Source organism: Thermococcus gammatolerans EJ3 (assembly GCF_000022365.1).
GTDB lineage: Archaea > Methanobacteriota_B > Thermococci > Thermococcales > Thermococcaceae > Thermococcus > Thermococcus gammatolerans.
In genome coordinates this window covers 151,252-165,031 of the sequence record NC_012804.1, presented here as the reverse complement: position 1 = coordinate 165,031, position 13,780 = coordinate 151,252, and the positions used below count along the sequence as shown (strand labels likewise).

Sequence of the window (13,780 nt, the reverse complement as noted above, 5' to 3'; positions counted from 1 at the left end):
CTTTTAATGCCCAATTTTTCTCTATTCTCAGGTGGTTTAATGAGGCTCGCCTTTATTACCTCCAACCCCGGCAAGGTTGAGGAAGCAAAAAGATACTTCGAGCCACTAGGCGTTGAAGTTTACCAGCTCCACATGAGCTATCCCGAAATACAGGCGGATACGCTCGAGGAGGTCGCGGAATACGGGGCAAGGTGGCTGGCCGGGAGAATAGATGGGCCCTTTTTTCTCGACGACTCAGGCCTCTTCGTTGAGGCCCTCAAGGGCTTCCCCGGCGTTTACTCGGCCTACGTTTACAAGACGCTTGGCTATTGGGGCATCCTCAAGCTCCTCGAAGGTGAATCCAACAGAAAAGCCTATTTCAAGAGCGTTATCGCCTACTGGGACGGAGAGCTTCACATATTTAGGGGTAAAGTGGACGGGAAGATAACGGAAGAGCCCCGGGGAAGCGGCGGTTTTGGGTTCGATCCCGTTTTCATACCCGAAGGCTTCGACAGAACCTTTGCCGAAATGACAACCGAGGAGAAGAACGCGATCTCCCACAGGGGAAGAGCGCTGAAGGCCTTTGCCACTTGGCTCAAAGAAAACCTTAAATAACAAAGAGCGACCAAGATACAAAGGTTCAAGTTGTACAAATGACGGGGAGGGTAAGGGAATGCCCGGACTGCTCGACGACATAGACATGAAGTTGCTCGAAGAGTTAAGGAAGAACGCCAGGGAGAACATAGCGACCCTGAGCAAAAAAATCGGCATACCGAGGACGACGGTGCACTACAGGATAAAGAAGCTCGTTGAGGAGGGAGTTATAGAGAAGTTCACGATAAAGCCCAACTACAAGAAGCTCGACCTTGGAACCACTGCCTTCATACTGGCAAGGTACGACCCAGAATCAGGAATAAACCAGAGAGAAGTTGCCAAACGCGTTGCAACGCTCGATGGAGTCTATGAGGTGCACATAATCACGGGAGAATGGGACCTCCTGATAAAGGTCAGGGCAAAGAACTCGGAGGAGATCGGAAAGATCGTCATCGATAAACTAAGGGAGATAAAGGGGATCGGGCAAACGGTTACGATGGTTTCGTTCGTTTCGGTTAAGGAGGAGATCTGAAGGAGAGGGCGATGATTGGCGTTCTCCTTTCTGATTTTATGATGACGCGAGGTTTCCTGAGCCCTTTCGAAAGATTTATAAAAGATACCTTGAAACGGTGACCAGTGGGTAAAAACCACCTTTCTTGGAGGTGTTCGCAGTGGAGATGAAGTTCGAGATACCCGTATGCACCTCATGCGGAAAGGAAATAACCCCAAGGGAGCACGCCACCCACTTCGTCTGTCCGAACTGCGGTGAGGCGATAATCTGGCGCTGCGAATCCTGCAGGGTCCTCAGCGTTCCCTACAAGTGCCCCAAGTGCGGATGGGAGGGGCCGTGAATTAGGAGGTGAAGAAGATGAGCGACTACAATATGGTTGCGGTTGTTAAGGTCATGCCGACCGACCCCGAGGTCAACCTCGACGAGCTCGAGGCAAAGCTCAAGGAGGTTCTTCCCGAGAAGTTCGGTCTCGCCAAGGTCGAGCGCGAGCCCATAGCCTTCGGTCTCGTCGCCCTCAAGTTCTACGTCCTGGCCAAGGACGAGGAGGGCTACGACCTCGACCAGGTTCTCGAGGCCTTCAGGCAGGTTGAGAACGTCGAGTCAGCTGAGGTCGAGACCGTTTCGAGGATTTAAAACCTCTTTGTTCTTCTTTGTTATCACATTCTCACAGAACTTAGCGAAAATATTTTTAGAAGTGGGGTTAAACTTTGTTGATGTCAAAGATTATACTAAGTGAACACGCGAAATTGCGATTAAGGGAGCGCAAAATTGAAATCGACGAAGTACATAACGTCATGGAGTTCCCAGAGATGAAGTTCTATGATTTGAAATCCGGTCATTTTATCGCAATTGGTCGGAGGAGTGTCCCTAATCACTGGCTAATCCTTGCGTACGATGACTACGGAGATGTAATTGAGGTCATTACAATAATCGATACGAGCAAAAGTCTAGAAAGGGGATTGTTGAGAAAAGGACGTCGTCTAGGAGGTGGATTCGAATATGAAGATTAGATATGACCCCAAGGCGGACATTCTCTACATTCTCCTCAAGGAGGGCCCGGTAGCGGATACCGATGAAGTAGATGAGGACATCTGGTTCGAGTACGATGAGCAGGGAAACGTAATCGGAATAGAGATTTGGAACGCCGGCGAGAACGTAATTCGGAGGAGTCTCCTTGAGATAGAGCGTTATGCAAAGGGATTAAAAGAAGAGGCAAAAACCTAAAGCCCCAAACTCAAACTCAGCTTCGGCCTCTTCCACTCGTCGAGTATCGAGCGGAGCTCCTCGTTTTCCACCTTCGTGTAAAGCTCGTCGAAACGCTTCTTTGCTTCGTCGTCTCCGGCACGCCAGCGCGCCAGCTCGGCTATCGCCCTGAAGAAGTACGCCGTATCGTCCTCGAAGAGCTCGGCAAAGGCCTCCATGTTCCTCGCTATCGTGTCGTATTCCCCCTCATTGAACAGTCCCTCGATGAAGTCAACCAGCGTGTCGAAGACGACCCCGAAAATGTCGTCGCTCACGTTGATTGCCTTGAGCAAGGCCTCGCGGAGGGCCCTGAAAGCTTTGTCGTAGTCTTCTCTACCCGCGTGAATCTCGGCCTCGACCAGCTTGGCGTTTATCTCAATCTCGTCGTCGCGCGGGTTTCTGAGAACCTCATTAATCAGCGCCTCAGCGGTGTCGTAGTTCCCGAGCTCGTAGTGGAAATGAGCTAAGTCGAGGAGGCTTATGAGTCTGTTCTTCTCATCGCCGATGCGCTCGAATATCTCTTTCGCATGCTCCATCAGCTCTATGGCCTTCTCCGTTTCGCCGAGCTCGTCGTAGTTCACCGCGAGGTTCGCCAACGTCAGCGCTATCTCCTTGTCGTTCTTCAGGACGTTCTCTTCGTGCTCAAGGAGTTTCTGGTACGTCTCTATCGCCTTCTCGGGCATTCCGAAGTGCTCGTAGGCATCGGCAAGGTAGTAGAGCGCCGTCGCGTACTCCTCGGGGTCGTCCTTCTTCCTCTCGACAACCCGCCTGTAGAGTTCAATCGCGCTCTCGACGTCGTCGAGGTGAGCGTAAACGTGTCCAATCTCGTGGAGCAGGTCGTAGGGGTCGTCGCACTGAACCGCCACTTCTCCAAGCCTCTTGAGCTCTTCCCTGAGCTCTTCCTCGGTCTCTATCGCGTCAATGTAATCGTCAAAGAGCTCGAGCAATTTCTCGCAGTCCTTCTCGCTCAAAGCCCGTTCCCACTCTTCCTTGACGTTCATTTCACATCACCGCCCTTCGGTTGGCCGAACGGGTTAAAAAGATATGGTCAACACTTAAGTGTCTAAACGTTCAATTTTATGGTCTAATCTCGTCTAAATGACTAATATTTGTCACTATTTCTCTCCCACGCTGTCTCAATTGTCAGTATGGTGGTCATATGTTCATAATAGTTTGTTTATCTCGTTTAGCTGCCAAATTATCCTCCTTAAATGTTGCACAAACGACAGATGGTTCAAAGGGAAGTGTTATATCTTCCGCTATCCTTTTCACTGTTGGATAATTTATCCAGGTGGTTGAAATGGAGACTATGAAGCGTGACATCATTCAGGAGTACGCTGGCTGGAGCAGTCTGGACGTTCTTGAGAACGCGAACCGCTATCCCGGTCCGACCGGTTTCTTCGCCTATGTGATGGAGGAGGCATTGAAAGAGAGCCTCTCGCTCGTCCCAAAGGAGGGCAGGGAAGCGCACTTCTCTGGAGACATTTACATCCACAAGCTCCCTTACAGCCTCTACATCCCATACTGCACAGGCCACAGCACGGCAAGGCTCCTCGAAAAGGGTCTCAAGACTCCAACGATTGTCTCCCGACCGGCCAGGCACTTCGATACCTACGTCGACCACATAGCGAACTACCTCATTACGATGCAGCACTACTTCAGCGGTGCCCAGGCTTTGAGCTCGGTCGAGTGGTACGCGGGGCCTTTCATAAGGAAAGAGGGCTTGGACAGGCGTAAAATCAGACAGCAGATTCAGAGGCTGGTTTACAACCTCAACTACCCGAGCAGGGTGGGAATGCAGACTCCATTCACCAACTTCACCGTGACGCTCGACGCTCCCAAAAAGATGCTCGAGGGCGACCACGCGGTTTACGCTGGCGAGAGGGTTGAACCCCTCGGTGAGTACGAGAGGGAAGCTAAGGACTTCTTCATCGCCCTGACCGAGGTTCTCCGTGAGGGGGACGCCCTCGGCCAGCCATTCACCTTCCCGATTCCGACGCTGATGGTGACCGCCAAGATGCTCTGGGACGACCCTGAAATATTTGAGGCGGTCTTTGCGACGGCGTCGAAGCGCGGGAGCTTCTACTGGCTGAACACGAACGTTGTGGACCCCGACGCGAGCTACGCGATGTGCTGCAGGATTGCCATTGACAAGACTGAGATGGCGTTCGCCTTCGGCGTCTCCGGGAAGAGCGCCGAGGAGGAAGCGCTGGAAAGGCTTGAAAGGGGACGTTTCGGCGGGCTCTGGGCGATGCCCGACGTCACCGGCTCGGTGAACGTCACGACCGTGAACCTCCCGAGGCTCGCCCTTAAGGCCAGGGGAAACGACGATAAGTTCTGGGAGGAGTACGAGAAGGTTCTCGGGGTCGTGAGGAAAACAACCGACTGGTTCAGGGAGCGCTATGTGAGGCTTATCACGTCCTACAAGCACATGTACAGCATGATTCACCTCTACCTCGAGGAGTTTCCGGGGAGTCATTTCAACACCGTAGGAATCCTCGGCCTTCCGGAGGCGGCCTCGATTTACCTCAACGAGCCGAAGCTCTGGGAGGAGGGAACGAGAAAGGACTGGCTGAGAGCGGCCGAGCTGATGAAAGAGATGGTAGAGTTCGCGACGGCCAAAGCTAGGGAGTGGATGAGGGAAACCGGAACGCCCTGGAACGTTGAGGAGGTTCCTGGGGAGAGCGCCGCGGCGAAGCTCGCCATAAAGGACATGCGCGAGTTCCCTGAGCTTAAGGAGTACCTCAGCGACCCTGAGAACCCGATTTATTCGACCAGCGTGGCGCCATACTATGGAGCACTTGAGCTGGCTGACAGGATAAGGGTCGAGGAGAAGGTCCAGAAGAGCTTTACCGGCGGAGTGATGATGCATATCTTCCTCGGCGAAGAACCTGACCCCGAGGCGCTGGCAAAGCTCACGAAGAGGCTCATGAGGACAGAGCTGGTTTACTGGAGCTACACCCCAGCGATAACCGTCTGCAACGCCTGCGGCTACTCAACGACTGGTCTGTATACGCACTGTCCAAGATGTGGAAGTGAGAACGTCGAAGTGTGGAGCAGAATAATCGGCTACTACAGACCGCTCAAGAACTGGAACCCCTTCAGGAAGAAGGAGTTCTGGACGAGGAGGCACTACTCCTCTTGATTTCTTTTTGGAGGTGGTTGAATGCTCACGAGCGGGTGGAAGAGCGTCAGCATGGTCGACGTTCACGGAAAGGTTACCTTCACGCTCTGGCTCTGCGGGTGCAACCTGAGGTGCCCCTTCTGCCACAACTGGCGCATAGCTGAAGGTCTTGACTGCTTCCCCCTAGATGAAAAAGCCCTCCTCGACGAGCTTGAGGCGAGCGCGTTTCTCATAGACTACTTCCACGTCACGGGTGGGGAACCGCTGGTGCAGTGGAGAGAGCTGGGATCACTCTTCGCTGGGGTTAAGCTCCTCGACGTTCCCATAAGCCTCAACACGAACCTAACCCTCGTTGGACCCCTTGAAAAGCTCCTGAAGGCTGACCTGGTGAACCATATAGCAACCGACCTTAAGGCTCCTACTGCACTATACGGGCTCCCTGAAAAAGCTTCGCTAACGCTCTGGAAGCTCTTCCTGAGGGGTCTCGAAGTTGTTTCTGACTATGGAGTTCCGCTTGAGCTTAGAATTCCAGTGGCAAGGAATCTTGAGCAGTGGCCGTACATCGAGGAGGGTCTAAGAAGGATTAAAACGGACTTCTACGTGGTCTTGAACCCGCTCGTTGGGAGACCACTGACGAATCCAAGAAACGAGGCATGGTGCTCGGAACACTGCTGGCCAGCAAAAGAAGTCGAGGAACTGCGGGAGAAGCTTGAGGGACTCGGCATTGAGGTTTACGTGAACCAGTTTGGAACACCTAATGATACCAAGCTCAAGGGGATATGACCGAAAACTTTATAAATAGGCCAAAGGAATGATAACGCGGAAGCACTTAAGGTTACTAAAAGACCTCATCCCGTGAAAAAGAAAAAGGGAGGGGGTGAGGGGAGATGGCCCAGCTCGCTGGACAGCCGGTCGTTATTCTGCCGGAGGGAACCCAGAGGTACGTCGGAAGGGACGCTCAGAGGCTCAACATCCTCGCCGCCAGAATCGTTGCCGAGACCATAAGGACCACCCTCGGCCCGAAGGGTATGGACAAGATGCTCGTCGACAGCCTCGGCGACATCGTCATCACCAACGACGGTGCCACTATCCTCGACGAGATGGACATCCAGCACCCTGCTGCCAAGATGATGGTTGAGGTTGCGAAGACTCAGGACAAGGAGGCCGGTGATGGTACCACCACCGCCGTTGTCATTGCTGGCGAGCTTCTCAAGAAGGCTGAGGAACTGCTCGACCAGAACATCCACCCGAGCATAATCATCAAGGGTTACGCTTTAGCTGCCGAGAAGGCCCAGGAGATTCTTGAGGGCATGGCCAAGGACGTTAGCCCAGAAGACGTCGAGACCCTCAAGAAGGCCGCCGTCACGGCCATCACCGGAAAGGCTGCCGAGGAGGAGCGCGAGTACCTCGCCGAGATTGCCGTCGAGGCCGTGAGGCAGGTCGCCGAGAAGGTCGGCGACAAGTACAAGGTCGACCTCGACAACATCAAGTTCGAGAAGAAGGAGGGCGGAAGCGTCAAGGACACCAAGCTCATCAGGGGTGTTGTCATCGACAAGGAGGTCGTTCACCCCGGTATGCCGAGGAGGGTTGAGAACGCCAAGATTGCTCTCATCAACGAGGCCCTCGAGGTCAAGGAGACCGAGACCGATGCCGAGATCAGGATTACCAGCCCGGAGCAGCTCCAGGCCTTCCTTGAGCAGGAGGAGCGCATGCTCAAGGAGATGGTCGACAAGATCAAGGAGGTTGGAGCGAACGTCGTCTTCGTCCAGAAGGGCATCGATGACCTCGCCCAGCACTACCTCGCCAAGTACGGCATAATGGCCGTTCGCAGAGTCAAGAAGAGCGACATGGAGAAGCTCGCCAAGGCAACTGGAGCCAAGATCGTCACCAACGTCCGCGACCTGACTCCTGAGGACCTTGGTGAGGCGGAGCTCGTCGAGCAGAGGAAGGTCGCCGGCGAGAACATGATATTCGTCGAGGGCTGCAAGAACCCGAAGGCGGTAACCATACTCATCAGGGGCGGAACCGAGCACGTTGTCGATGAGGTCGAGAGGGCCCTTGAGGACGCCGTCAAGGTCGTCAAGGACATCGTCGAGGACGGCAAGATACTTCCGGCCGGCGGAGCTCCCGAGATTGAGCTCGCCATCAAGCTCGACGAGTACGCCAAGGAGGTCGGCGGCAAGGAGCAGCTCGCCATCGAGGCCTTCGCAGAGGCCCTCAAGGTCATCCCGAGGACCCTGGCAGAGAACGCCGGTCTTGACCCGGTCGAGACCCTCGTTAAGGTCATCGCCGCCCACAAGGAGAAGGGTCCGACCATCGGTGTCGACGTCTTCGAGGGCGAGCCGGCCGACATGATGGAGAAGGGTGTCATCGCTCCGCTCAGGGTCACCAAGCAGGCCATCAAGAGCGCCAGCGAGGCCGCAATAATGATACTCAGAATCGACGACGTCATCGCCGCCAGCAAGCTCGAGAAGGACAAGGAAGGAGGCAAAGGCGGAAGCGAGGACTTTAGCAGCGACCTCGACTGAAGGCGCTGAGTTTTGACCCTTCTCACTTTTCTAATTCTGTTGATTTTCTGACTGATTGTGAGTGTTCTGCGTTCTGGGAGCAATTTTTTAAACTGTTTTCGTCGTCTGAATATGATCAAAAAATACGGGACGGAGGGTTTCTAGTGAGGGTCATAGGTGTTGACCCTGGAACCAAGAGCTTCGATGTTATAGGCCTTGAAGATGGAAAGATAAAGCTCGATTTAACGTTTCCGAGCGAGGTCGTTGCCGAAGACCCAGGGAAGATCGTTAAGGCCATCGAGGACTTCAACGCCGAGCTCATAATCGGCCCCTCGGGCTACGGGGTTCCTCTGAAGCACATAAGCGAGCTGACCGAGAGAGACCGCTTCGAGATGACCCTCGTTAGAGAGGAGGAAATGAAGGAAATCCCCGTTCTCCTCGGACTGCAGGAGATGGTCGACCAGATGGCACAGAAGGGCATGAACGTCTGGTTCATTCCAGGGGTCATTCACCTTCCGACCGTCCCCGAGTGGAGGAAGTACAACAGGGTGGACATGGGGACGGCCGATAAAATGGCGATAACCGTGCTCGGCATCTACGACCAGGCAAAGAGGCTTGGACTTGAGTACAGCGAGGTTTCCTTCGTCCTCCTCGAGGTGGGCTTCGGCTACAACTACGCGGGAGCCGTGAAGGGAGGAAAAATCGTTGACGGCATCGGCGGGACGATATTCCCTGGCCCAGCTTATGTAAACAGCGGTGCCCTCGACGGGGAAGTAGCTTATCTGATGGGGAGGATAAAGAAGTGGCACCTCTTCTGGGGCGGGGCAACGGTGATAGCGGCCAACGAGATACTTCCACCGGAGGAGTTTGCCAAGCGTCTCGACGAGGAGCCCTTCTCAAAGGCCTGGGAAGCCATGAAGGACGGTTTTATCAAGGCCGTTGCCTCAGAACTTGCCGTCGTTGGGGACGCTAAGGAGATAATCCTCTCGGGCAGGCTGATGCGCATAGACGAGCTCCGGAAGGACGTGGAAGACACATTCGAGGAGCTCTTTGACCTTCCCGTCGTCAGGCAGAGGGGCCTTGAGGGTAAGGCCAAAGAAGCCGCCCAGGGGAGCGCTATAATCGGCGACGGCCTCGTGGGGGGCCAGTTCAGGGAGCTCGTGGAGCACGTGGAGATAAAGAAGAGCCGCGGGAGCGTCCTCGACTACGTAAAGCTCCCGCTCGATGTTTAAATTGGCTGGTTTGGTATCCCTTCGGTTTATGGAGCTTGAGGGGTGAGCTTTTTAAGTATATTTGCCAATTAGTCCATAGGGATGTCTTACAATGAGGGGGTGTTATGAAGAGGTTAGAGAGACTCTTGAAGAAGCTATTAGCAAACTAAATAATAAAAATATCCGTATTAATAAAGATCCCCCTTGGATCATTGTCTCTTTACGAAGTCAACCAAAAGCATATCTTTATGTTAATTGTAATAAAGAGATACTCAAAGTATTTCTATGCCTCAATAAAGAAAAAACTCCAGATTGTATACTTGTATATGATACAAAATCTGAAGTTAATAAAGAAGTACTTAGTAACAGGCTTAAAATTTTACTTAAAGTTGCAACTAATAGCAACTATGCTTCTACACTGGGAGAAGATTTAGGTAGAATACTTGAAGATTCTATTCATGAAATATTATTGGAGTTTTCCAAGAAACATAAAAATGTTAAAGTGTCAAGAGAAGAAAAATGGAAAGACCGGGATGGCGATGAGCATAAGTTGGATTTTATAATATATGTGAACAATAAGCCTGTTGTTGTTTTAGAATCTAAATTCCTTAGATATAAAAAGCATATGCGAGATAAAGGTAGTAGAGTAATAGACTCTTTGACTGAAATTCGCAAACGGTATCCTTCTATTGCTATGGCTATTGCAATATTAGTTGGAAATTGGACAAAAGGATCACTTAAAGCTATGGATCATAAAAAAATAAAAACAATAACACTTCCTCTTGAGAAATTTTCTGAAATCTTCAAAAAATTCAAAATAGAAATTAACTGGGATGAAAAAGACAGAGTTACCCCTTTTTTATCTCTCTTAAAGCTTAAGATGATTTTAAACAAAGAAGAATTTTCTGATGTAGTACTACTGGATAACATCTCCTATACCTCTGATCCCTTAACAAATATCAAAGAAGATATTAAAAAACAGATCAGTAAGCCACTTTTTAAATTATTAGACGAAGCAATCAACCCAGATAACGAAAAAATTGAAAAAATAAATATTGATATATATACTAACATTGGTAGGATAATCTCGTTGGATACCCAAAATATCAACGAAGCTAGGATGTTTCTTGATTGTATTGCAGACACTAAAAACATTTCCTCTCTTATTGATAAAATAACCAAGCAAAAATTAAAAACTCAACAAGAAAAAATTGACAAATATCTAAAATAAAAAAGCTATTCTATTTTTTTAGCACTACCATGTATTCTCCTAAATCTATGTTGTGCCTCCGTATACCCTTAATTGCTTTCCATCTTTTGCCCCTTTCTCGTAGTAGTAATATCCTATAGTCAGAGAAACCTACAAACTTGGATATTTTTGCTATATATTCATGTGTAGGAATATATACCCCATACGGGGCAGAATCTCCAACAATGATTACTGCGTATTTTTTGGGTTTTAATACTGCATACATCTGAGATAGAATTCTAGATATATCATTAAAATATCCAAGTACCATGAGATCATAGTCTTTTTTACCACTTCTTTTTTCTCGTTCTTGAGCCAGCTGACTTATTTTTTCATTTAGTTCATCTGTAACTTCTGGAGGTATCAGACCACTTAGTTTTATATTTCTCATTTTTGATCGCTGAACTTGTGTGGTGGCCGCTATCATTAATCTTCTCCTAATTTTCTCAGTTATATCTCTCCAACTAGTACACCATCCCAAAAAATACAGCTCAAGTCGTGTTCTATCAGCATAGTCATAATTGTTTAAATAAGGAGGAGAAGTAAAAATAAAATCAATGCTATTTTCGTTTATTATTTTGGCCAGAAATCGAGAATCAAAGTTATATATTTCTGCCATTGCCGGGTTCTGTACTTGTTCTTTGACTTCCTTTAGATCATGGTACATAAGAAGAACTCTTTCCCTAAATGCTTCCATTACAGGTTTTGCTATTCTTTTTTTCTTCTTGGGCAAGATATATGGCCATCCAACATCGACATCTGTAACTTCTCTCAAAATACCTAATAGTGCCAACAGTAAAAAGTCTCTAATGTGATCGTCAATATTAGTATGTGTTATGTAGTCTCTAATAAAATATAATCTTGCTAAAGTTTCAGGAGGATATACTTTTAGCAATAATTTTGGGGATTTCATTATCTGATCTTCATAATCATGAAGTATGCGTTTAGAGTTTAATTTTCGTTCAATGTCATTTATAATTGAAGTAACATGAGTGTATAATTCTTTTGGCTCAAATTCCCAATAAGTCTTTATCTGGGCAATTTTAGCTACGAGAGGATGTGCCTCAACACCAACAGAAGTTATTCCGAGTCTCTTCGCTTCTACATTTACAGTTCCAGAACCTGTAAAAGGATCAAGAATAGTATCTTTAGATGTGATTCTAAAAATATTAATAGAATTTCTCACTAACGACGCAGAAAATCCTGCAGGAAATTTAAACCATCTATGAATGGGTTCATTAGCATTGTTAACAAAAGTAACTTTTTGAGAAACTTTCCTAGATAATTCCGTCAGAATACTATCAATGTCTTTTTTTTCACTAACGGAGGATGACTTAAAGTGAATCCATTTATCTAGTGTCATTGTTTCCCACCTTCCTCTTAGATGCAATCTTTTATATTTTTTGGATGTGCAGCCTTGTTGTTAAGTATGGTTAAATATATTTAAAATTTATGGTTACCTTTAAATCATCAATTAATTGACTTGATTATGGTGAATGACAACATGACGCGAACCTCTAAGAAAAACAATGTAGTTCTCGGAACTCAAGTTCCCTCAAAATGGGTTGATATAATAGAAAATGAGCTCATTGGAAATGAATACGTAAGTATAAGTGACTACATTCGTTCATTGATAAGAAAAGATTTAACTGAAAGAGGATTGCTAAGCAATGTACAAAAATCCAAAAAATCAAGCACCAAGCACTAATTCTACTTCTCTATTCAATTTCTTCCTCCAGCCTCTTCAGCTTTCTCTTAAACCTTCTCAGCTGGTCGTTCGCTATGGTAACGATTTTCTCGATGTAGGCCTCATCGACCCAGAGCTCCCCATCAGAGCCGAGCGGAACGTCCATTCTCTCCGTCGAGCGTATCTCAACGAGGAGCTTCTTATGGCTCACGCTTTTAATGTTCGAGTACTTGAAGCCCAGCCCTATCGCGAGGTTGAGCAGTTTAACCGCGTCCTCCAGAGTTCTTGCGCCGACGTGAAGGATTGGGCTCCTGACCAAGAACCAGAGCTGACCCTTGGAGTGCCTCACAACCGCCTCAAGAACCTCCTCGACGGTGACTTCTCTGTGCCACTTGCCGAGCCAGACTGAATTAACCTTGTCGCCGAAGTGGGGCATCTCCATGACCGAGATTCTGCCCGAGCATGAGGAGGTTGTGAAGTAGTTCTCAAGCGCGTTGATTTTCTCGAGCAGGGTTATTATGTCCTCATCAACCTTCCCCTCTTCTAGGGCCCGCCGGAGGCCCTCCATTGCTCTGGCCTTCTGCTCGTCGAAGTTCTTGATGTAGAGGAAGCCCATGTTCTCACTTCCCACATCAGTCCAGCCAACCTTTTAAAGAGCTTTTCGATTCGGGTGTAGGTGGTGACATGGGCATAAAGATGAGCTGGGAAGACTTTGCGAGAAGCATGGGTGTAGAGCCTCAGATCCTCGAGAACAAGGAGGCAAGGCTTCTCAAGAAGTTTGTTATGGATCTAAAAATTCCAACCCACTGTCAGGGCTGTCAGGGCCTCGATCTGAGCAATCCAAACCCGGTTCATCATCCGAGCTACGAGCTGACCCCAGCGTGCAACCACGACTGCATATTCTGCTACTCGAACGTCGCTGTGAAGCTTGGAAAGGCTCCAAAGCCCGGCTACTACGGCTGGGAGAACCCGAAGGCAATAACAGTCTCGCAGTACGGGGAACCCCTTCTCAGCCCGCGCATCGTTGAGGTAAACAAAATGCTCCGCGAGCGCTTTCCAGAGGCGAGACTTGACCTCCAGACCAACGGCTCGCTTTTGACCGAGGAGCTGTGGGAAAAGCTCGACTTCGACCTCGTCATGATAAGCCTCGACGCTTCAACCAGAGAAAAGCACCTCAAAATAACGAACGCAGATACCTTCGACGCCGTTGTGAATGCACTGAGAATAGTTGGCTCGGACGAGAGCGTTCGCTCGGTCGTTAGAACGATCTTCATGCCCGGGATAAACGACGAGGACATACCTAAAATAGCCGAACTTGCATCTTCCCTTGGCGTCGACGAGATGATGCTCCAGCCCCTCACGATCCATGAACTCAACGTGGAAAGGCTGAGGAAGGCGGGCCTCGACTTCGATAGGGCTGAGAGCGTGAGGGAGTTCTTGAAGGCCGCGATGGAGGCCAAGAAGTACATCGACGTTCGCATAAGCGGCTGCCAGCTAGTTTTGTACCAGAAGATGGATCACCTCACCCTCTTCAGCGCGCGGCGTGTCGCGAGGGACGTTGTTCCGCTGGTAAAAAGGGAACGAAATGTAACGTGATGTTACACATAACTTCATTTTATCAAGATGTTCCCATTTTCTACAAAAATTTATAAATTTTCAACCGCATTTCTTCAAGG

General features: G+C 49.3%; 16 protein-coding genes. 13 read left to right on the top strand and 3 right to left on the bottom strand.

Going from position 1 to position 13,780, the window contains the following annotated elements; translation table 11 throughout:
- The first annotated feature begins 39 nt into the window (after nucleotides 1-39).
- From TGAM_RS00855 to TGAM_RS00830, 6 genes are all read left to right on the top strand, one after another.
- Nucleotides 40-594, top strand: a complete 555-nt coding sequence (locus TGAM_RS00855; RefSeq protein WP_015857790.1) for an XTP/dITP diphosphatase — start codon at nucleotides 40-42, stop codon at nucleotides 592-594.
- Between the two features lie 58 nt (nucleotides 595-652).
- Nucleotides 653-1,105 (top strand): Lrp/AsnC family transcriptional regulator, encoded by a 453-nt coding sequence (locus TGAM_RS00850; RefSeq protein WP_048810969.1) that lies wholly within the window; start codon nucleotides 653-655, stop codon nucleotides 1,103-1,105.
- Nucleotides 1,106-1,250: 145 nt separating this feature from the next.
- Nucleotides 1,251-1,424, top strand: a complete 174-nt coding sequence (locus TGAM_RS00845) for a zinc finger domain-containing protein (RefSeq protein ID WP_050003902.1) — start codon at nucleotides 1,251-1,253, stop codon at nucleotides 1,422-1,424.
- Between the two features lie 17 nt (nucleotides 1,425-1,441).
- Nucleotides 1,442-1,717, top strand: coding sequence for an elongation factor 1-beta (locus TGAM_RS00840; RefSeq protein ID WP_015857787.1), 276 nt, complete (start codon nucleotides 1,442-1,444; stop codon nucleotides 1,715-1,717).
- An 80-nt stretch (nucleotides 1,718-1,797) separates the two neighbouring features.
- Nucleotides 1,798-2,094, top strand: a complete 297-nt coding sequence (locus TGAM_RS00835; protein WP_238516225.1) for a DUF4258 domain-containing protein — start codon at nucleotides 1,798-1,800, stop codon at nucleotides 2,092-2,094.
- The gene (locus TGAM_RS00830) at nucleotides 2,084-2,308 is read left to right on the top strand and encodes a DUF2283 domain-containing protein (RefSeq protein ID WP_048810968.1); all 225 of its coding nucleotides are present in this window, start codon (nucleotides 2,084-2,086) and stop codon (nucleotides 2,306-2,308) included. Before TGAM_RS00835 ends, TGAM_RS00830 begins: the two co-directional genes overlap by 11 nt.
- Here the strand turns inward: TGAM_RS00830 and TGAM_RS00825 are convergent.
- Nucleotides 2,305-3,327 (bottom strand): tetratricopeptide repeat protein, encoded by a 1,023-nt coding sequence (locus TGAM_RS00825; RefSeq protein ID WP_015857784.1) that lies wholly within the window; start codon nucleotides 3,325-3,327, stop codon nucleotides 2,305-2,307. The two genes, TGAM_RS00830 and TGAM_RS00825, sit on opposite strands and share 4 nt — an antisense overlap.
- Nucleotides 3,328-3,626: 299 nt before the next feature.
- Between TGAM_RS00825 and TGAM_RS00820 the strand changes: the two genes are divergently transcribed.
- The 5 genes from TGAM_RS00820 to TGAM_RS00800 all read left to right on the top strand — a co-directional run bounded on the left by TGAM_RS00820 (nucleotide 3,627) and on the right by TGAM_RS00800 (nucleotide 10,399).
- Nucleotides 3,627-5,471, top strand: a complete 1,845-nt coding sequence (locus TGAM_RS00820; protein ID WP_048810967.1) for an anaerobic ribonucleoside triphosphate reductase — start codon at nucleotides 3,627-3,629, stop codon at nucleotides 5,469-5,471.
- A gap of 21 nt (nucleotides 5,472-5,492) precedes the next feature.
- Complete coding sequence (locus TGAM_RS00815) at nucleotides 5,493-6,233, top strand: anaerobic ribonucleoside-triphosphate reductase activating protein (RefSeq protein ID WP_015857782.1); 741 nt, start codon at nucleotides 5,493-5,495, stop codon at nucleotides 6,231-6,233.
- Between the two features lie 104 nt (nucleotides 6,234-6,337).
- Complete coding sequence (gene thsB / locus TGAM_RS00810) at nucleotides 6,338-7,978, top strand: thermosome subunit beta (RefSeq protein ID WP_015857781.1); 1,641 nt, start codon at nucleotides 6,338-6,340, stop codon at nucleotides 7,976-7,978.
- Nucleotides 7,979-8,121: 143 nt separating this feature from the next.
- Nucleotides 8,122-9,189, top strand: a complete 1,068-nt coding sequence (locus TGAM_RS00805; protein WP_048810966.1) for a DUF1464 family protein — start codon at nucleotides 8,122-8,124, stop codon at nucleotides 9,187-9,189.
- Nucleotides 9,190-9,280: 91 nt separating this feature from the next.
- Nucleotides 9,281-10,399, top strand: a complete 1,119-nt coding sequence (locus TGAM_RS00800; protein WP_015857779.1) for a hypothetical protein — start codon at nucleotides 9,281-9,283, stop codon at nucleotides 10,397-10,399.
- Nucleotides 10,400-10,409: 10 nt separating this feature from the next.
- Here TGAM_RS00800 and TGAM_RS00795 read toward each other — a convergent pair whose 3' ends face one another.
- A complete protein-coding gene (locus tag TGAM_RS00795) occupies nucleotides 10,410-11,780 on the bottom strand; it encodes a DNA methyltransferase (RefSeq protein ID WP_048810965.1) in 1,371 nt (456 codons plus the stop codon).
- A 129-nt stretch (nucleotides 11,781-11,909) separates the two neighbouring features.
- On the opposite strand from TGAM_RS00795, the gene TGAM_RS11095 reads away from it, so the two are divergent.
- Complete coding sequence (locus TGAM_RS11095) at nucleotides 11,910-12,125, top strand: hypothetical protein (protein WP_148206239.1); 216 nt, start codon at nucleotides 11,910-11,912, stop codon at nucleotides 12,123-12,125.
- A gap of 10 nt (nucleotides 12,126-12,135) precedes the next feature.
- Here TGAM_RS11095 and taw3 read toward each other — a convergent pair whose 3' ends face one another.
- Nucleotides 12,136-12,720, bottom strand: coding sequence for a tRNA(Phe) 7-((3-amino-3-carboxypropyl)-4-demethylwyosine(37)-N(4))-methyltransferase Taw3 (gene taw3, locus TGAM_RS00790; RefSeq protein WP_048810964.1), 585 nt, complete (start codon nucleotides 12,718-12,720; stop codon nucleotides 12,136-12,138).
- A 68-nt stretch (nucleotides 12,721-12,788) separates the two neighbouring features.
- Between taw3 and TGAM_RS00785 the strand changes: the two genes are divergently transcribed.
- Complete coding sequence (locus TGAM_RS00785) at nucleotides 12,789-13,700, top strand: radical SAM protein (protein ID WP_015857776.1); 912 nt, start codon at nucleotides 12,789-12,791, stop codon at nucleotides 13,698-13,700.
- Nucleotides 13,701-13,780 lie beyond the last annotated feature (80 nt).